Origin of the sequence: Priestia megaterium (assembly GCF_023824195.1) — a bacterium.
GTDB classification, from domain to species: domain Bacteria; phylum Bacillota; class Bacilli; order Bacillales; family Bacillaceae_H; genus Priestia; species Priestia megaterium_D.
This window is the reverse complement of record NZ_CP085442.1, coordinates 1,889,439-1,907,837: the sequence shown is the minus strand read 5'-3', so window position 1 is coordinate 1,907,837 and position 18,399 is coordinate 1,889,439. Positions and strand designations below refer to the sequence as shown.

Sequence of the window (18,399 nt, the reverse complement as noted above, 5' to 3'; positions counted from 1 at the left end):
TTAGAATAATAAGATATTATTTTGTTAAACTCATATTGTAGAAAATTGGACCTAAATTATACTCATAGCCTTTTGCATTGTTAGAAACGGCATTGATGTTCACTTTATGACCAATAAGCGTAAACGGAAGCTCGTCCCATACGTATTGCTGAATTGCATCAATGTCACCGCGAGCTTCTTTAACAGAAGGAGCAGCTTTAATTTTGTTTAAGTAGTCCATTGATTTTTCAACTGATGTACCTTTTGTAGTCCAGAATCCTTGGAAAATGGTAGAACGAGCATTCCAGTCAACAGGATAAATGTCCCATTGGTTTGTATCGCTCATTTTATCGCTGAATGTCGCCCAGTCGTATACTTCTAGCTTTACATTCATACCAATGTCTTTTAATTCTTGTTGAACCACAACCGCTGTATTGTATTGATCTTGATAATCACGAGACGCCATTAAGCGAATTTCTTCCCCGTTATAACCAGATTTCTTCAAATATTCTTTTGCTTTTTTCTTATCATGCTGGTTATATTCTTCTTTTCCAGCTGTACTGTAGTAATTTGGATACTCTTTGTTCACAATGGATGAAGAAAGCTTGTAATAATCTGAGCTTCCGTAAGAACTATCTAAAATATCTTTTGAGTTAAGAGCTGCGTTAACTGCTTTTCGTGCATTGATGTCTTTAAAGACGCCTTTATCTGCGTTGTAGAAAAGTCCCATAAATCCGCCTGGTGATGTTTCTACTTTTGCATTTTGACTGCCTTCAACTTGTTTGGCATTATCGCTTGATACAGATAGCGCAACGTCAAATTGTCCGGTTGTAATACCAGAAATCCTAGTTGACTCATCGCTTACGAAACTAATCTTAATTTCATCGACGTGAGGAGTTTTCTTAACTTCGCGGCCTTTCGAAGAATAATCTTTAAATTTCTCTAATAAAAGATATTGATTTTTCTTCCATTCTTTTACTTTATATGGACCTGTTCCTATGTAGTCTTTGATCCCTTCATCAGATGCATTGTCAACCACTTCTTTTGGTAAAATAGCTGCTGCGGGGATTGGATCAGCTAATAAAGATAGCGTGTTAACATTTGGTGATGGTAAATGAAGCTCCACCGTATCAGCATTGGTTTTTGTCATTTCAGCACCAGAGAAGTTTGTTTTCCCAAGGGATGATAGCTTAATCCAGCGGTTAATAGAAGCGACAACGTCATCTGCAGTCATTTCTTTACCGTTATGGAATTTAACCCCTTTTCTTAAATGGAACGTGTATGTTTTTTTATCATCGCTAATATCTACTTTAGACGCTAAGTCAGGCTTAGGATTTCCTTTGTCGTCTAAAATCATTAACCCTTCATAGATACTGCGCGTTGCATCTTTCACATCTGAGTCCCCAGTGATTTGAGCATCTAGCGTTGCTGGCTCACTTTGAGACGCGACGTTTAGCGTTCCGCCTTCTTTTCCTTCTTTTTCACTAGAAGTATTTTTACTTGCGTTACCACTGCACCCTGCTACCATGAGGACAATGGTTAAAAGAGAGATGAAAAGTAAATAAGTCCTTTTCACTAAAATCACTCCTATTTCCTTGTATAAAATTTTAATCCGACTATAATAAGAAGAATAGTAGGAATGTGAACAATTGTAGCACTACCTTCTACCTTTGGCAATTAGTATTTTTAACATACAGAGGCTATTATACCATTTTCTGTTAAATAAATATGGTATATATGTATAATAGTTGAACAAAAGAACCATTTATTTCTTATAAAGCAAGCGATTGAGAACACTTTATCAAAGCAGTAAAAAAGAAAAAACATCTCAAGAAATGGTAATTTAACAAAAAAGGAGAAAACAACAGTGGGATTTTTAATTGGTATATCAGGAAGCATTATTGTGGATCAAGGAGGACGCTTTCCAGGCTATAAGCGAGCGTATGTGAATAACGACTATATCGAATCAACAGCGCTCAGCGGCGGAGTTCCTTTTATCTTGCCAGTGCTAAAAGACGAAGAAATGATTAAAGCGCAGGCAGAAAGTATAGACGGGTTGATTTTATCAGGTGGACAAGACGTTAATCCCCTTTTATACGGAGAAGAACCGACAACTAAAACAGGCTCACCTTTTTTAGCACGAGATCAGTCTGAACAGCTATTGTTAAAGCATGTGATTGATCAAGGAAAGCCGGTATTAGCGATTTGCCGCGGCTTACAAATTTTAAACGTTGCTTACGGAGGCACTCTTTATCAAGACATGTCAGACATTAAAGAGTCATTTATCAAACATGATCAATACAACAATACAAGCGACCCTTCTCATTCCATCATGATTAAAGACGGAACACGCCTACATGACCTTTACGGTAATCAAGCTCTTATTAATTCATTTCACCACCAAGCTATTAAAGACGTAGCGCCAGGTTTTGAAGTTTCCGCATGGGCAAAAGATGGAGTCATTGAAGCCATTGAAAAACAAGGAGAGCAATTTGTAGTCGGCGTCCAGTGGCATCCAGAAATGATGGCAAAAGAACATACTTCAATGCTAAACTTGTTTAAACTGTTTATGGAGCATGTGCAGCAGTCGGCTGTAAAAAAAGTCAGCATTTGACGTTTCAATCTACTGCGTCACCAATACAAAAAGGCAGGCCGTTATAATGGCCTGCCTTTTTGTATTAACTGAAGATACGCATAGGAATCTAGACAAATTTTCATCTATTAATTAGGTAAAAAGAAGAAAAACAGCGCAAGCATCTTTAGCTTTTACAATATTTCAATATACCCTTCCGTTCCATGTACGCGAATTCGCTGCCCCTCTTTTATCAGCCGAGTAGCATTCTCTACTCCGACAACCGCTGGCAATCCATATTCACGTGCAATGACTGCTCCATGAGTCATCAGTCCGCCAACTTCCGTAACAAGCCCCTTTATCCCTACAAATAACGGGGTCCAGCTAGGGTCAGTAAAGGAAGTGACTAATATATCTCCCTCTGATAGATTAGCATTTTCCATGTTTAAAATGACGCGCGCTCGCCCTTCTATCACTCCTGAAGAAACCGGTAAACCTACAATTGCTTGGGACGGGAGATTTTCTCGTTTGTACGCACCTGTAACAATTTCACCATGAGACGTGATTACACGCGGAGGTGTTAGCTTTTTGTATAATCGGTATTCTTCTTTTCGCTTGGTGATGATTTGATCATTCAGTTTATGTGTGCGTACGACTTCTTGAAGTTCTTCAAATGTCAGATAGTATATATCTTCTGTTTCATAAATAAGGTCGTCTTTTACGAGCTGAGTGGCTTCTTTCAGCAGAGCCTGTTTATAAACAAAATAGCGATTAATCATGCCGTATTTGGGATATTCACGATAACCAATGAAATTTCGAATGAGGTCAATCTTTTCTTTTGCTTCTTTTGCTTTTTGTTCGCCATCCGGCAATTGCTTTAATCGATTTAATAGCTCTTGCTCTTTTTTCAAGGCTTCATGCAGGCCTTTTTCAAATTTTTGTTTACTGGCATTAGGCTCAAAGTTTTTAATATTACCAAGAATTATAGGGATAAGTGCAGATGGTTTTTCACTCCAGCGAGTTTTCGTAATATCGATTTCTCCGGGACACCGCATGCCGTATTTGCTGAGATAATCATAGATGGCGTCTTGGATTTCCTGTCCACCATCAAACTCAACCACTTTCTCCAAAAAGTTATCATCTTTTACGTGCTGTAAATAATGGATGACTTCAGGATAAGGACGAATCACATCTGCGACATCCAATAGCGCCAGACCCATTTCTGAAGTAATATTGTTTGGTACAGATTGAGAAAGCGCGTCTGCTGCGTTTTTTTCACCTAGCCATGTCTCCATTTTTTCATTGATCCATGATGAAGCATCCATAGCGGCCATAAACACAGCTGAACTTTGTGGGTCAAATAAAATCTTCTTTAATGTCCCGATATCTTCTGAAATAAAATCGACTAATTCCAACCCTGATTTCGTTTGGATGGTTTGTTTTAGCTCTTCTATTGATGCTTGATTCTTCTTGATCAAGTCAGAAACGATTGTCGAGTCGTTTTCGATTTGCGCCTTAGGCTTCGTAGGCGGCACGCTTTTATTGCTTTTACCGGAACTTTGATCATTTGGTAAAGGTTTTATAAAGTCTCCTCGCTCTATTATGCTTGTAAGTGCGTCTTTCATGAGCGGATCATGTTGTCCCATGGCACCTAACATCATTTTTCTGCTGTCAGGTGAAGCCAGCATAGGGGTGACATCAACAAACAGCCTTCCACCGGCTGTACGCATCGGTGCATTAGTCGTTAATAGAAAGAAAGACAATCCCAGTGGTTTCATGGCATCGGTCATCATTTGTTGGTGTCCGACAGATACATAAACGCGATTTTCCTGATCATGTGCTTCAGGAATTGGATATAAAGTAGTGATTGGACGACTTTGGACAATATAAAATGTATCATCAGCCAAGCACCATTCAATATCTTGAGGACAATCAAAATAAGCTTCAAGCTGTCTTCCAACGCGTTCTAGCTGTAAAATTTGACGGTCAATGAGCGCTTGCGTTTTTTGCAGATCAGAATGAACTTCCTTGGTTTCTGTTCCGCCTTCTTTTAATCCGTAGATAGCTACCTTTTTAGCTGCTATTTTTTTATCGACGATTTCTCCTTCTTTTACTTTATAGCAATCGGCAGATACCAAACCAGACACTAGTGCTTCTCCAAGTCCAAATCCCGCATCGATTGATAACAGCTTTCGGTTAGAAGTGACTGGGTCAGCGGTAAATAAAATACCTGAAGCCTGCGGAAAAACCATTCGTTGAACAATAACCGATACGTGCACTTGACTATGGTCAAATCCATTTTTAATACGGTAGGTTACCGCGCGATTTGTAAACAGGGAAGCCCAGCACTTGCTAATGTGCTGCAGAATGGCTTCTTTGCCTCTGATGTTTAAATAGGTGTCATGCTGACCAGCAAAAGAAGCATATGGCAAATCTTCAGCAGTCGCACTTGAACGAACTGCATAAGCATGCTCTTCCCCAAACTGAGAGAGATAATGAATAACTGCTTTTACAACGTCAGAAGGAATTTTTATTTCCAGAATGATTTGGCGAATTTTTTCGCTAATTTCACCAATTTGATCTCGGTCATCAGCTTTTAGCATCGTTAACTGGTTCAGTAACGCTTGAAACGTTTCATTTTGTTCAAGGGCTTTTTGATACCCAACCGCTGTAACACAAAATCCTTCCGGTACTTGTATTCCTTGAATTTTTGATAACGCCCCTAAATTCAAGCCTTTTCCTCCAACAAGTGAAAGCTGTGTTTCTTCTATTTCTTGAAAGCTAAGAACTAAAGAGTTCATTCTACATCTCTCCTAACCGGTAATGTTTTATTGATTTTACCAGCAGTAAATGAGAATAAACAGTCTATATCGGCGTTTTTTTATGTGATATAATTAAAGTAGGAAGAGAAATACACACCTTTTTGTTTGCGGTTACATATTTGAAAGTTGTATAACTAACTTATCTAATTGATTCGTATCCTTTTTAAAGCAGGTAAGTATACGCTTCATAACGCTTCTATTCTCCCCGCCTCGTTTGACTCCAAGAGAATAATTTTCAATGCTTTTTACCACATTTTCTAAGACAGAATAAATTTCTTTTTAACCCTTCTTTCAGCTAGTCACCTGAAGAGTCTAGCGCATCAAATGACTAACTCTCTTTTTTGCTATTTTGAAATCATAGCGTTACGGATGTATCTCTTCGCTCGTTTTCTAGCAAGTGTATAAATAATTACCTGCAGGACAAGCCCCCCAAGGCTTATCAGTATGATTTGTTCGACAGAATTAAAAGGTGTAAAATATTTTTCCCATTTAGAATCAGGAAGCCTTAATGCGTTATAAAATATGAAGTACTAAAAGAAAATATATTTCCTAAAATAAGTGATAAATCCGCTCTAATAAGCCCACTTATACAAGACAGTGCTACTGTAACTATGGCCATGATTATATAGTTTACCTTTGAATCATCCTCAAAATCTTTTCGCATAGATAAATAAACGCATGGAATGCAATAAATTATAAAAATTATAAAAGGGAGTAGTCTTCTCATATAGTAATCTCTTCAATATTTAGGATTCGACATAATTCTCTATTATTATAAATTACCAAAGATAATTTTTTTCAGTTTTTTGTACATAGAGAGTGTCGAAATTCCTGTATATAAAAATGATCTTTTTTAGAATTGCTCCTTAAGGCAAAGTAAAAAAGCACTCACAAGAGTGCTTTTTTACAACATATTTATTTAAACAGGACGTGTGTTTTAATCGAACATTTTCTGTTTACTGGTGACAATTACTTCTTTATTTTTCTCCTAAAATGGCTACAGGGCTAAATACCTCGTAATGAATACGTTCGTTTGGTATATCCCATCTACGTAATGCTTTAAAAATAGCTTCCATAAACGGAATCGATCCACAGAAATAAAAGACAGCTTCTTTTGAAGGAACAACGAATTGTAACAATTCTAAATCAATATAACCCTCTTTATCAAAATCAGTACCAAGTCGATCCCCTTCATTAGGCGAGCTATAACAGATGAAGGAGGTAACATTTTCGTTATTTCTATTTAGTCGAGCCACATGTTCTTTAAAAGCATGCGTTTTCCCATTAATACTTGCATGAAGAAAGGTAACCTTACGTGTAGGTTGTTTTTCTACAATGGTATTCAGCATACTAAGCAAAGGTGTAATACCTATACCTCCACTAATTAGCACAATAGGAAGTTCACTGTGATCAAGTACAAAATCTCCAGCAGGAGCTGAGAACTTAAGAGTATCTCCTGTTTGAACTTGTTTATGTAAATAGTTTGACACGATTCCTGCTGGCGCACCGTCATGTGCATCTTCTCGTTTTACACTGATTCGATAATAATCCTTTCCAGGGGCTTCAGAAAGACTATAGTGACGAATATGCGTGTACTTTTCTCCCGGAACATTTGCTGCTAATGTAAGGTATTGTCCTGCTTTATAAGAGGCGATTTCTTTCTCATTTTTAGCTTTTAAATAAAAAGATGTTACATTATCACTTTCCTCTACCTTCTTATCTATATAAAAGCTTCGATATCCTTCCCAGCCTCCAGGTTGACTCTCTGTCTCTTCGTAGAGAGCTTCTTCTAGCTCAATAAAAGCATTTGCAATATATCCGTACGCTTTTCCCCATGCTTCAATAATCTCATCTGAAGCTGTATCTCCCAAAACATCCTTTACTGCTTGAAGTAAGGTTTCACCAACGACTGGATATTGTTCTGCCTTTACCCCTATCGCACGATGTTTTTGTGAAATCCTTTCAATTACAGGTTTAATGGCTTCTAAGTTTGTAATATGTTCCCCAGCAGCATACACGGCATAGCCTAATGCTTCCTGCTGAATTCCTCTTTTTTGATTCGTTTGATTGAACATATTATACAAATCTGGTGCTTTTTCAAATAACAATTCATAAAATCTCTTTCCTATTTGTTTACTATGTTCCTTCAAAATTGGCACTGTTGATTGGACAATTTCAATCGTTTTAGAATCAAGCATATAACATCCACCTTTTAAGAATTTTTCATATGTATTATTTAGTCCTACATTTAATATGGCTAAATTTGGATTATCCTATACAGGAATGAGAATACTAACTCTAGTTACCATAAGGACGAGGTTCTTTAAGAAACAAAAGAAAAATCTATACTTTTTGTGCATTATATTTTCTTTGATTAAACAAACTAATAAAAATTTATTGAATTAGAATTAAATCAGAAAGGTGAATATCTCTATGACCAAAACTTTAAGATATACCTTATACATCATTGGCATGCTTTTGATTATTGCAGCCATATACTATTCAATTGTTAGCAGTTTTCAACGATAAAAGAACGCAAAGGATAGGAATGCCTTTGCGTCTTCGTATATCGGTGATACAGAAATCGATTTCTACTATTATTCTTTCCCTTCCTCTACATTCTTTCTAAGTTTAATAGGGACTAAAAAAGAGGACAGATACTAAACTACTATCTGTCCTCTTCTGGCAGTACCCTTATCAAAATCTTTTAACGAAGCAATAATTAAGTAACATCTTCTACAAACTGTTCCAGAGAATCATACATTTCTAAAGGGTCCCATTCACCCATGCCATGTTCAGCTGTAAAAACTGGATAATCTTCATTCGCTATATCAATAAAGAGCGGGTCACCGCCTATTTCTTCATCATATCCTATGACAAACCAGTTTTCTTGCCAATCTCCTTCTTGATTTCCTATAAGGGGATTTGCTTCTAAATCTTCTCTGTAGCCTAATTGTCCATCTAGAAACTCGCTTTTAAGGTAGATATAATAAGGAGTAGAAAGAATTTCTCCCACTTCATCTTCAAATTCTACTTTCACCGACGTACCTGGAAGTGCTTTAAGAATTTTATAGATCTTCTCTATATCCGGCTTTATCATTTGCTTCTCCCCTTTAATTATCTGTATAGTTTATCGTGGCTATTACCCATTCTTCTAAGCTGTCTGCTATTACTTCACGCTGTTCCCAATCGTGCCAAAAGGTGATAATTTGGCCGACTTTTCCTCCTTCATCAGGATCCAAGTCTATACAAATATCATCTCCTCTCCCATTCGTGGCAATCGGAATCCAACGTGGGTTCCACCAAAATTCTTTTTTTACAGGCCCAATAGGTTCAATTTCTGGAAAATCTTCAAATTCTCCTCCTTCTAAAAGCTCTTTTAATGTTTGCCACGTATACAGAATCTCCTCTAAAGGTAATAGAGTATAATTTTCGATAGCTGCTATATATTCATCACGCTGTCCATTATGTATCATTAACCAGTTCTTAAGGTTTTTGGGGAAGGTTAGTCCCATCTTTTGTTCAACCTCTGCAATTTCTGATTCAGCAGCTGCTTCATTAAGTGTTCCTACTGCTTCTGGTCGATTTATCTTCAACCACTGGTCAAGCTCATTCCAAACCTGCTTCATACTAGACTCCTCCTTATATAACATCTTTAAATGAATCTATGAAAAATGATTGGATACTTTTTAAGCTTATACTAATTATGTATGGAAATCATATGTAAATAAACTTTTTTATTACGTGAAATGAACATCAATTAGTTCACTTAATCTCATTTAAAAAATCTGTTGTTTTAATGGTTTTTACCACTGCATTTACGACTGCATCAATAATCATTTTGTGTTCTTTATTCCATTAAAACGCCGGATTTTTGAAGATCTTAAAATTACTATTTCTTATCGCACTAAAGCATCCTTTACTTTAAGTACAACCTTTCACAACCTGCAGTGTTTTTCCATTTAATAAACGTAGTTTTCTCTTATTCGGCTTATATCTACTCTAGGTGGAAAGCCAAACATTCGGGAATATTCTCGACTAAATTGCGATTGACTTTCGTATCCCACCCTGAATGCGGCCTGGGCTACATCTGTTGATTCTGTTAATAACAAGCGCCTTGCCTCCTGCAATCTCAGTTGTTTTTGAAACTGAATGGGGCTCATTGCCGTTACCTCTTTAAAATGCCGGTGTAGCGATGAAACACTCATATTCGCTATTTTAGCAAGCTCTTCAATACGAAAAGGCTCTTCATAGTTATTAATAATATGGTCTATAACCTCTCTTATTCTAGAGGCATTGCTACCTTCTAATACCATTTGTTCAAGTGCTTCGCCATGTGGACCTTGTAGAGTCCAATAGAGAATTTCTTTTTTTAATAAAGGGGCGAGAACAGGGATATGTTTTGGAGCGTCTAGCAAAGATGCTAACCTTACTACTGCGTCCAACAAAGATGGTTCTATTTTGCTAACATACATAGCTCGTTTTACGTTCTTTCCTTGCCCCGTTTTAATATCTGTGCCATTTAAAACCTCTAAAATCTGACTGGAGGTAAATTCAAGTTTCAAGGCTAAATATGGAGACTCGGCTGAGGCTTTGATGACTTGACCTGTAACTGGCAAGTCAACAGATGCCACAATATAATGACCAGAACCGTATAAAAAGCGTTCTTCTCCCAATAATACCTCCTTCTCTCCTTGGAGGATAATGCAAAAAGATGGCTCGTTAACTCTAGAGATGGGTTCAGTAATAATGGATTCGCGGATGAGAAATAAAGAAGGAATAGTGGTAGGATGAACACCGTCCTGCTTGCAAAGGCGTTCAATGAGTTTAGAAAGTTCATGTTGCTGTTTATAGGGTTTGCTAGACATAACTTATTCTCCTTTTCTTTATTTTCGGTTCATTATACCGGATATTCATTAAATGAGTAAGAGGGTTTAAGAGGATTAGGCAAAAACTTGATAGTAATGTGCTAAGAGTTTCTTTACTATTTATGACATAATTAATAATAAATAAGTCACGGTAAAAGTGGCAAATAATCAAGAGAGAGGGAGCAATCGAATGGAGTATGTAAAACTTGGTAATACAGGCTTAGATGTATCTCGACTTTGTCTTGGATGTATGGGTTTTGGGGACGCCACCAAATGGCTTCACCAATGGGTGCTTAATGAAGAGGACTCTCGCCTTGTTATAAAAAAAGCCCTGGACTTAGGGATTAATTTTTTTGATACAGCAAATGTATACTCACTGGGTACAAGTGAGGAATATCTTGGACGAGCTCTTAAAGATTATGCTAATCGTGATGAAGTTGTCATAGCAACTAAAGTACACGGACAAATGCATAAAGGTCCAAACGGCTCTGGTCTTTCCCGAAAAGCAATTATGGGTGAAATTGATAAAAGTCTTAAGAGGTTGGAAACTGATTATGTAGACCTTTATATCATCCATCGCTGGGATTACACTACCCCTATTGAAGAAACGATGGAAGCATTACATGACGTGGTGAAGGCTGGCAAAGCAAGATATATTGGTGCTTCTGCCATGTATGCTTGGCAGTTCCAAAAGGCATTACATATGGCTGAAAAAAATGGTTGGACTAAGTTTGTGTCCATGCAGAACCATTTAAATCTAATATACCGTGAAGAAGAACGAGAAATGTTGCCTCTTTGTAAGGAAGAGAAAATTGGTGTCACTCCATATAGCCCTCTTGCATCCGGGAGATTAACACGTGACTGGTCAGTAACAACACATCGTTCCGAGACAGATCAAATTCAAAAATCTAAATACGATGCGACTGTGGACGCAGATCGATTGGTTGTAGAGCGAGTAGCATGCATGGCAGAAAAACATGGTATACCTCGTACACACATCGCACTTGCCTGGTTACTACAGAAAGAATTAGTAGCAGCTCCTATAATTGGTGCTACGAAAATATCACATCTTGAAGATGCTGTAGGTGCCTTATCGGTTAAGCTAACAGCTGAGGAAATTGCGTTTCTTGAAGAGCCATATGTACCACACTCAACAGTTGGTCACAATTAATTATGATAGATTAACGTGTTTCTATCTCTATTAAACTTTCATTATGGGCTACCTCTCTATAGTAATTAGAGGTGGCTTTTTATTTTAATTTGATAATATCTTTATTTAAATTAGTTCTGTATATGATATAGAACTCTAGCCACCATAAAGGCCGAATGAGTAGGTAACGAAGTCGTAATTCTTTAGATACTATGTAGCTATTTAAGTAAATAAAGAGTAGGTAGTGATGCAAGTTGTACCTGTCTTTTATATGCTTATCATTGTCCCCACATATCTCTTTATAAATTGGACGAGAAGTTATAATATTCCCTAACGATTAAAGCAGATCCTTCATAATGAGAGATAAGAATGGCGTGAATAACCATAAATAAAAAAGAAGTCACCCCTCGGTAACTTCTTTTTATTCTAATATGTGTGTGTAATCAATATTACAAGGAATGGCAGGGCCCAAGCAGTCTCAAAAACCATGAATGATACTCGCATTAGTTTCTCTGCTGAAACCTTAAATAATGAAAGGGTTGCTTCTTCACTTTATTCTACACCAAGGCTACCTCTTTCTTCTTCATTCCCATATAAAAAATCATCTGAAACTTGTATAGTAGAAAGGAATTTATAGAAAAGCTGTTAGGGTTTATTCCCTTTAAATATAATCTTTCTTTTCTCCTGTTTAATCCGTTTTAAGCGTAGTTCTATCTTTTTATCTAACGCTCTATATAGTATTTCACTAGTTGTGCATATGCAAAATAAGATTATAGTAATAATTACAGCTTGTGGTACATCAAAATAGAAACACAGTATGACTATAAGTAGGGACATAGCGTAAATGGAGTTGATTACCCATCTTCTATTTCTATGAGCTTCAAGGTTTCTTTCAAGTAACTCTTTTTGTCCTTCTTCTTTTTTTGTATTCTCTAAATGGTTGTATGTAGAATTCATTGTTGTTTCTCCCCTAAAAAACTAATTTTAGATTATGCACGCATTATATTTCCGATATGATCTAATTAAGGAAAAACACATGGTTTTTCCCTTTTATTATAAATTAATGATTAGTAAAAGTTTAGACCTAATTTTTCACAAAAGATCTAATACATAAATCTTCTGTTTGTTAAAAAAGAACGCTTATAAATTTGATTTCTTCTCAATAAAGTAACAGCATAGTTGGGTACGCTCAAAGAAAAAGCTAGCTTTTGATAATCGTTTATATTTACTGCCTTCATGCATCTAACCTATACGAATCGAACATCAATAAGTACGTTTAACCTCATTTTATTCTTTAACATAAATACATCATCAATGAAGACAATTAGTTCCCCTAGGGAGTCAACAAACTGAATGAATCCTGTCTCTGTTATGCATTGACCTCTCTTATAATATGTAAGGTAGACTTGTTTATTTGTATGTAAGGCTTCAATCAAGATGAAATTAATTTGTTCCATTTGATCTTCTGTTAAAAAAGGTTGAGGTATTTCTGATTGCTTTTTTATAACTTCTTGTAATCCTCTGTATTGCTCTGGCATAGTGGCGAATGGTCGCCATTTTTTCATTTCTCTGTTTTGCATATCATCTTCCTCCTTTATGCTTTATGACCTCCTAAAAGGCCGTTTCGATAACGAGCTGTTGAATGCTCGAGATGGCTTGAAGCTCGCAGAACACTATTCTTCCCATAACGCATCCGTATTTCATCAATCGTTTTAGCAAGTGCATAGGCTCTTTCGCGCTGGTCAATATCTTCAAATAAACTCATTTGCTCCTCTTCTTGAATACGGGTGTTCGATAATGAAATCCCAATAGAACGAATTGGCATTCCGCTATCAAACGTATGTAAAATCGTTAAACAATAAGGAAAAATATCTTGACTTAAATTCGAAGCTCGTCCCATTTTTTTTTTGCCTTGAGAAGCTCCCACCTGTTTGTTTGCTATATCCAATGGATAAATGTATAGTTTGTGCCACGACTTGATGCATACGTAAACGAAAGCACACATCGTCTAACAGCTCTAGTAGCAACAATTCCACTTCTTTTCGATTTGTATAGTCTCGAAACAGAATTTGACTCTTCCCGAATGATCGAGAACTCGGAATATACACATCAGAAATGCGACTAAAATCAATTCCATTTGCATGTTGGTGGATTTCCTCCCCCAAGACACCAAATTCTTTACGTAACATCTCTACAGAAGAAAAAGCGAGTTCTTTTATGGAGTGAATGCCCAAACGATTTAAGCGCCTTTCTGTAGCAGACGAGATGCCCCAGAAATCCTTCATTGGGTGAATCGACCATAATTTAAAAGGAATATCTTCGTATCGCCAATAAGCTACCCCTGTTGGGCTATTCTTGGCCTCATGATCTAAGCTCACCTTAGCCAGTAAGAGATTTGGACCGATTCCTGCAGTGGCTGTAAGCCGTGTCTTACGATAAATCTCGTTGATGATTTTACGGGCTAATTCTTCTGGTGTGCGAGCGAATAAATGTAAAGAAGCTGTCGCATCAATAAACAACTCATCAATGCTATACGCATGGAAATCTTCAGGAGCAACATACTGTAACACTAAACTAGAAATATAGTTCGAAGCCTTGATATCCCTCTCCATGGATGGATTTACAACATAGATATCTTTCCTTCTAGGAATGTCGAAAAGACGGCTGACTGTTTTGATCCCTTCTTTCTTTAATAAGGGTGTGGCAGCTAACACAACTGATCCCGACCGCTTTGTATCTCCTACAACTGCCAACTTTGTTTTTAATGGATCTAGCCTACGTATCACGCATGAAACAGAAGCAAAGAATGCTTTCATATCAATACAAATAATGACTCTGTTTGGTAGATATTCATAACCCATTGGAATAACTCCTCAAATAAAGAACATTTGTTCTCTATTATATAAGAACAAATGTTCTTTATTCAATAAAAACTCTAAATTTTTCCCGATTATTGTTACTATAATAAGAGAAAAGAACATTGCATATAAATCGGAAGAATGGAGGGGTGACCTATGAATAGAAAAATGCCTAATTATATTATTTTTTTATCATGGTTTTTGTTCTTAGTTCTTTTATGGATTATCTTCTCATTTTTTAAAGGTGAAAATGGACAGTGGTGGTCTATGTATCGTTTAAATATAAAGAAATATGGTCCTTGGACTTTAGAGGTTTCTTACATAAAAATCAGTATTGCTGCTGTTATCTCCTTGGTAATAGCTTATATGGTGAGTTTTGGCTTCAAAAGAAAAAGATAAAGATAAGGTTAAATAAAGTGCTTCTTAATAAAAGAGTGCTTTTAAGGTAATATACATCATTAAATTTAATCGCAATAAGCAATAAAGATAAAAAGACCTTAATTAATTTGTTAATAAGGTCTTTTCAGTATATATAAAATTTATGACGTATTTGAAAAAAGAAAAAATGGTCATTATTACTTATCCTCTAAATGCTTGAGTGGAGTACCATAAGATAATGATTCAAAGAAAACAGAAACATTTGTGATTCTAGACAGTAATTTTACATTAGAAAAGTACTTTGATTAAAGATAAGCTGTTGATTGTCTAATAACTAGCTCAGGAGATAGAAGTAAGCGTTCTTTATAAGGCTTAGAATGCTCCATTTCTTGAAGTAATAAATCAATTACTTTTTCCCTTTAGATGTTTAGCTCATATTAAAAAGCTTTATAAGTTTCGTAGTACTATATTTACAAACTTTCTTGACATACTTACATATTATCCAATTAAATCAATTAACAGGATAACGTACGCTTTTTGAACACGATTTGTGATTTTATTTAAAATTTTTGCTTTTGCAATACTTAATGTACGCGTTTTGAATAAAAAGCTTGGTTTATAATATTATTTTTATTTTAATAATAGATAACGAACGGAAAATTAATAATTTTTTAAATTTTTTCAAAAAAGTTTATTTTTTATATTGAAATATGTAATTTGACTGTTTATAATACAAAAAAGATAAGTTATTTGCAATGTAAGTTATCTGAAAATTTAATTTTTTATGCAGAATATTATTAATGGGGGTTTCACCGTGTCAAACAAAGTACCGTTTTCCTTTATAGTAATCATTGGTTTAATGTTATTTGCATTATTTTTCGGAGCTGGAAATTTAATATTCCCTGCTATGCTTGGTCAGTCAGCCGGAGTAAATATCTGGTCAGCAAATGCGGGTTTTTTAGTTACTGGTGTAGGCTTGCCTTTACTCGGTGTACTAGCTTTTGGATTCTCTGGAAAGGAAGATTTACAATCATTAGCAAGTCGCGTACATCCTATCTTTGGTTTAGTATTTACAACTGTTCTTTATCTAGCTATTGGGCCTTTATTTGCTATTCCACGAACAGGTAACGTCTCTTTTGAAATTGGACTCAAACCTTTCATTTCTGAAAGCTCTAGTTCTATCGCTTTACTCGTATTTACCATTATATTTTTCAGTATTACATGCTTTTTTTCTCTCAATCCCGCGAAAATTGTCGATATTGTCGGAAAATTCTTAACACCCATTAAATTAACATTCATTGGAATTCTAGTTCTAGTAGCTTTTATTCATCCTATTGGAAAATTTCAAGCACCTACAGAAAAATATATAACAAACTCTTTTTTTAATGGGTTCCAAGAAGGATACCTAACAATGGATACTCTTGCATCTTTTGTTTTCGGAATCATTATTATCAATGCAATTAAAGAGAAAGGCGCTAAAACAAAGAAGCAAATTATAACTGTTTGCCTAAAAGCGACGGGAATTGCCGCTGTTATTCTCGCAACTATCTATTCTGCTCTTTCATATATGGGCGCTTCAAGTGTAGAAAAGCTTGGACATTTAGATAACGGAGGTGCGGTGTTAGCAAAAGTATCTGATTATTATTTTGGAGAATATGGAGGAGTACTACTAGGCTTAATGATTACAGTAGCTTGTCTGACAACCAGTGTGGGTCTTATCACTTCATGCTCTTCTTATTTCCATAAATTATTACCATCTATCTCTTATAAGAAAATTGCGATCAGCTTATCTGTATTTAGCGCAATAATCGCAAATGTTGGATTAAATCAATTAATTTCTTTTTCAGTACCTGTTTTAACAGTTCTCTATCCATTAGCAATTGTTCTAATCTTTTTGACTTTCTTTCATTCTTTATTTAAAGGACGTGCTGAGGTATACCAGGGTAGCCTATTCTTAACATTTGTTATAAGCCTAGTAGATGGATTAAATGATTTTGGCTTACACATCTCTGGTATTAATCAATTATTTACTTCCTATCTCCCTCTTTATCATATTGGATTAGGTTGGATATTCCCTGCGATTATTGGAGGTCTTTTGGGTTATGGAGTTAACTTGTTTAAAAATAAAGAGCAATTCATTTCTAAATCAACAAGGTTAAATAAATAAATAATAATTCTACTTCAATCCTCTGGTTAAATTAAAGTATTTAGATGAACACTTTGAAGCCTAATTTTATTGCTATTTGGCACTTAGTACAAAATGAATTTTTAATTAACTTCTAAATAAGGGAGTATAATTATGGAGAAAACGTCACAAGATTATAGTTGTATGGATGCATTAGTATTTGGATAAGATTAAAGAAAATTTAATCGAAGAAGATGAATTACTTAAAAATTCTCTTAAATAATAAAGCAAATGTAAAAAGAGTCTTTTACTTATACGAAGTAAAAGACTCTTTTTACGCGTTTCTTTTATTATATATGTTTTGTTAAGATATTATTAGATTTCTGCTCTTAGACATAAAAAAGCTTCTATATCCCCCTTTTTGTAAAGATCAATCAAATCTCTTAAGGATCTTACCTTTTTGAAATTAGTTATAAATTGATCTAAGAATAATTCAGTCATTTATTTAAAACCTCTTATTATATATTTAGACAAGTTCTCTTACCACTTTTATACTTATTTTAAACTTATATCTATATCATTCTAAAAAAATGTTCATAAAAGTTTATAGTTTTCAAAAGACGTTCGTAATTCGTTTTTCAACTTAAACGAACGATGGAAATGATAGATTTTCTATATAACAGAAAAGTCCGTAAAGGTATACGTTTACGGACGCTATGTTTAAATCTATTACAAGATGTTAAAGTAACTATTATCGTTAGCAAAATAAAAAGCTGCCCCGGAGCGTAAGAAGAGGCAGCTTTTTATAAATTCTTACTACTTTGCTAAATCCCATTTAATAATATGCCCTGCATGAGTAAGGCCTCCTCCGAATCCGTAAAGTAAAAGAATATCTCCATTGATTAACTTTCCATCATTTATCCCTATTTGTAATGCTAATGGAATCGAAACAGATGAGGTATTTCCCATATACTCGACACTAGTTAACGTTTTATCTAACGAAAAGTCTGATCTTTCACATATGGATTCAATCATTCGTAAATTGGCACTGTGTGGAACAAACCAATTTACGTCATCCTTTTGAAGATTCGCTTGTTCAAGCAACGCCGATATGCCTAAAGGGATTGTTCGAGAAGCCCACTTATACACTTCCCTTCCGTTTTGAACCATCTTGCCACTAGAACTTAAAGGTTGCCCATGCATAGTAGTAGATAAATTTGTACGGTATACATGTTTACCTCCTTTTCCATTCGTCCCAATATGAGTAGCTATAAAACTTGGGTTCTCTGTGTCTTTTTCCACTAAAACAGCCGCAGCTCCATCACCAAATAAGACACAAGTAGTACGATCTGTATAATCCGTAACCTTGGACAAGGTTTCTGCTGTAACAACTAAAACTTTCTGATGAAGTCCAGATGTAATAAACCCATTTGCCATATGTAGTCCATATGTAAAGCCAGCACAAGTAGCATTAAAATCTAAAGCACCTGTCTGAGGAATATCGAAGTAATCTTGTACCTGACTGGCTACACTTGGGAATGCATAGTCAGGTGTTGTTGTTGAAACAACAATACAATCTACATCATTTAATTCTTTCTGATATTGCGCCACTAAGTTTACCGCAGTAGGGGATGATTAGATGGTCAT

Annotated in this window: 12 protein-coding genes and 2 pseudogenes; 4 read left to right on the top strand and 10 right to left on the bottom strand. The window is 35.6% G+C overall.

Features of this window, described 5'->3' with window-relative positions; genetic code table 11:
• Nucleotides 1-16: 16 nt before the first annotated feature.
• Nucleotides 17-1,555, bottom strand: a complete 1,539-nt coding sequence (locus tag LIS78_RS09670; RefSeq protein ID WP_195780427.1) for an ABC transporter substrate-binding protein — start codon at nucleotides 1,553-1,555, stop codon at nucleotides 17-19.
• 291 nt (nucleotides 1,556-1,846) lie between these two features.
• On the opposite strand from LIS78_RS09670, the gene LIS78_RS09665 reads away from it, so the two are divergent.
• Nucleotides 1,847-2,593: a gamma-glutamyl-gamma-aminobutyrate hydrolase family protein gene (locus tag LIS78_RS09665; protein WP_060747493.1), complete on the top strand. Its 747-nt coding sequence runs from the start codon at nucleotides 1,847-1,849 to the stop codon at nucleotides 2,591-2,593.
• A gap of 152 nt (nucleotides 2,594-2,745) precedes the next feature.
• Here the strand turns inward: LIS78_RS09665 and ppsA are convergent, their stop codons facing one another.
• From ppsA to LIS78_RS09640, 5 genes are all read right to left on the bottom strand, one after another.
• Complete coding sequence (gene ppsA, locus LIS78_RS09660; RefSeq protein WP_252285051.1) at nucleotides 2,746-5,352, bottom strand: phosphoenolpyruvate synthase; 2,607 nt, start codon at nucleotides 5,350-5,352, stop codon at nucleotides 2,746-2,748.
• Between the two features lie 998 nt (nucleotides 5,353-6,350).
• Entirely contained in the window at nucleotides 6,351-7,571 is a 1,221-nt protein-coding gene (gene hmpA / locus LIS78_RS09655; protein ID WP_209151493.1) for an NO-inducible flavohemoprotein, read from the bottom strand.
• A gap of 524 nt (nucleotides 7,572-8,095) precedes the next feature.
• The gene (locus LIS78_RS09650; protein WP_209151492.1) at nucleotides 8,096-8,473 is read right to left on the bottom strand and encodes an SMI1/KNR4 family protein; all 378 of its coding nucleotides are present in this window, start codon (nucleotides 8,471-8,473) and stop codon (nucleotides 8,096-8,098) included.
• A gap of 13 nt (nucleotides 8,474-8,486) precedes the next feature.
• The gene (locus LIS78_RS09645) at nucleotides 8,487-9,002 is read right to left on the bottom strand and encodes an SMI1/KNR4 family protein (RefSeq protein ID WP_209151491.1); all 516 of its coding nucleotides are present in this window, start codon (nucleotides 9,000-9,002) and stop codon (nucleotides 8,487-8,489) included.
• Between the two features lie 333 nt (nucleotides 9,003-9,335).
• Nucleotides 9,336-10,241 carry an AraC family transcriptional regulator gene (locus LIS78_RS09640; RefSeq protein ID WP_252285050.1) on the bottom strand — a complete coding sequence of 302 codons (906 nt, stop codon included), beginning with the start codon at nucleotides 10,239-10,241 and terminating at the stop codon, nucleotides 9,336-9,338.
• A 190-nt stretch (nucleotides 10,242-10,431) separates the two neighbouring features.
• On the opposite strand from LIS78_RS09640, the gene LIS78_RS09635 reads away from it, so the two are divergent.
• Nucleotides 10,432-11,412, top strand: a complete 981-nt coding sequence (locus tag LIS78_RS09635) for an aldo/keto reductase (RefSeq protein ID WP_195780434.1) — start codon at nucleotides 10,432-10,434, stop codon at nucleotides 11,410-11,412.
• Between the two features lie 624 nt (nucleotides 11,413-12,036).
• Here LIS78_RS09635 and LIS78_RS09630 read toward each other — a convergent pair.
• The 3 genes and pseudogenes from LIS78_RS09630 to LIS78_RS09620 all read right to left on the bottom strand — a co-directional run bounded on the left by LIS78_RS09630 (nucleotide 12,037) and on the right by LIS78_RS09620 (nucleotide 14,252).
• Nucleotides 12,037-12,348, bottom strand: coding sequence for a hypothetical protein (locus LIS78_RS09630; RefSeq protein WP_116076081.1), 312 nt, complete (start codon nucleotides 12,346-12,348; stop codon nucleotides 12,037-12,039).
• A 290-nt stretch (nucleotides 12,349-12,638) separates the two neighbouring features.
• Complete coding sequence (locus LIS78_RS09625; protein WP_195780436.1) at nucleotides 12,639-12,971, bottom strand: YolD-like family protein; 333 nt, start codon at nucleotides 12,969-12,971, stop codon at nucleotides 12,639-12,641.
• A 14-nt stretch (nucleotides 12,972-12,985) separates the two neighbouring features.
• Nucleotides 12,986-14,252, bottom strand: a pseudogene (locus LIS78_RS09620) (Y-family DNA polymerase).
• Nucleotides 14,253-14,405: 153 nt separating this feature from the next.
• On the opposite strand from LIS78_RS09620, the gene LIS78_RS09615 reads away from it, so the two are divergent.
• Both LIS78_RS09615 and brnQ read left to right on the top strand, forming a co-directional pair.
• On the top strand, nucleotides 14,406-14,648 hold the full coding sequence (locus tag LIS78_RS09615) for a hypothetical protein (protein WP_252285049.1): 243 nt from the start codon (nucleotides 14,406-14,408) through the stop codon (nucleotides 14,646-14,648).
• A gap of 793 nt (nucleotides 14,649-15,441) precedes the next feature.
• Complete coding sequence (gene brnQ / locus LIS78_RS09610; RefSeq protein WP_195780437.1) at nucleotides 15,442-16,794, top strand: branched-chain amino acid transport system II carrier protein; 1,353 nt, start codon at nucleotides 15,442-15,444, stop codon at nucleotides 16,792-16,794.
• Between the two features lie 774 nt (nucleotides 16,795-17,568).
• On the opposite strand, the pseudogene LIS78_RS09605 reads toward brnQ, so the two are convergent.
• A pseudogene (locus LIS78_RS09605) lies at nucleotides 17,569-18,369 on the bottom strand (ketoacyl-ACP synthase III); the annotation flags it as partial.
• Between the last annotated feature and the right edge of the window lie 30 nt (nucleotides 18,370-18,399).

Coding starts and splice junctions, on each gene's coding strand:
- ppsA (WP_252285051.1), bottom strand. CDS start 5,352: ATGAACTCTTTAGTTCTTAGCTTTCAAGAAATAGAAGAAACACAGCTT.
- hmpA (WP_209151493.1), bottom strand. CDS start 7,571: ATGCTTGATTCTAAAACGATTGAAATTGTCCAATCAACAGTGCCAATT.
- LIS78_RS09650 (WP_209151492.1), bottom strand. CDS start 8,473: ATGATAAAGCCGGATATAGAGAAGATCTATAAAATTCTTAAAGCACTT.
- LIS78_RS09645 (WP_209151491.1), bottom strand. CDS start 9,002: ATGAAGCAGGTTTGGAATGAGCTTGACCAGTGGTTGAAGATAAATCGA.
- LIS78_RS09640 (WP_252285050.1), bottom strand. CDS start 10,241: ATGTCTAGCAAACCCTATAAACAGCAACATGAACTTTCTAAACTCATT.
- LIS78_RS09635 (WP_195780434.1), top strand. CDS start 10,432: ATGGAGTATGTAAAACTTGGTAATACAGGCTTAGATGTATCTCGACTT.
- LIS78_RS09630 (WP_116076081.1), bottom strand. CDS start 12,348: ATGAATTCTACATACAACCATTTAGAGAATACAAAAAAAGAAGAAGGA.
- LIS78_RS09625 (WP_195780436.1), bottom strand. CDS start 12,971: ATGCAAAACAGAGAAATGAAAAAATGGCGACCATTCGCCACTATGCCA.
- LIS78_RS09615 (WP_252285049.1), top strand. CDS start 14,406: ATGAATAGAAAAATGCCTAATTATATTATTTTTTTATCATGGTTTTTG.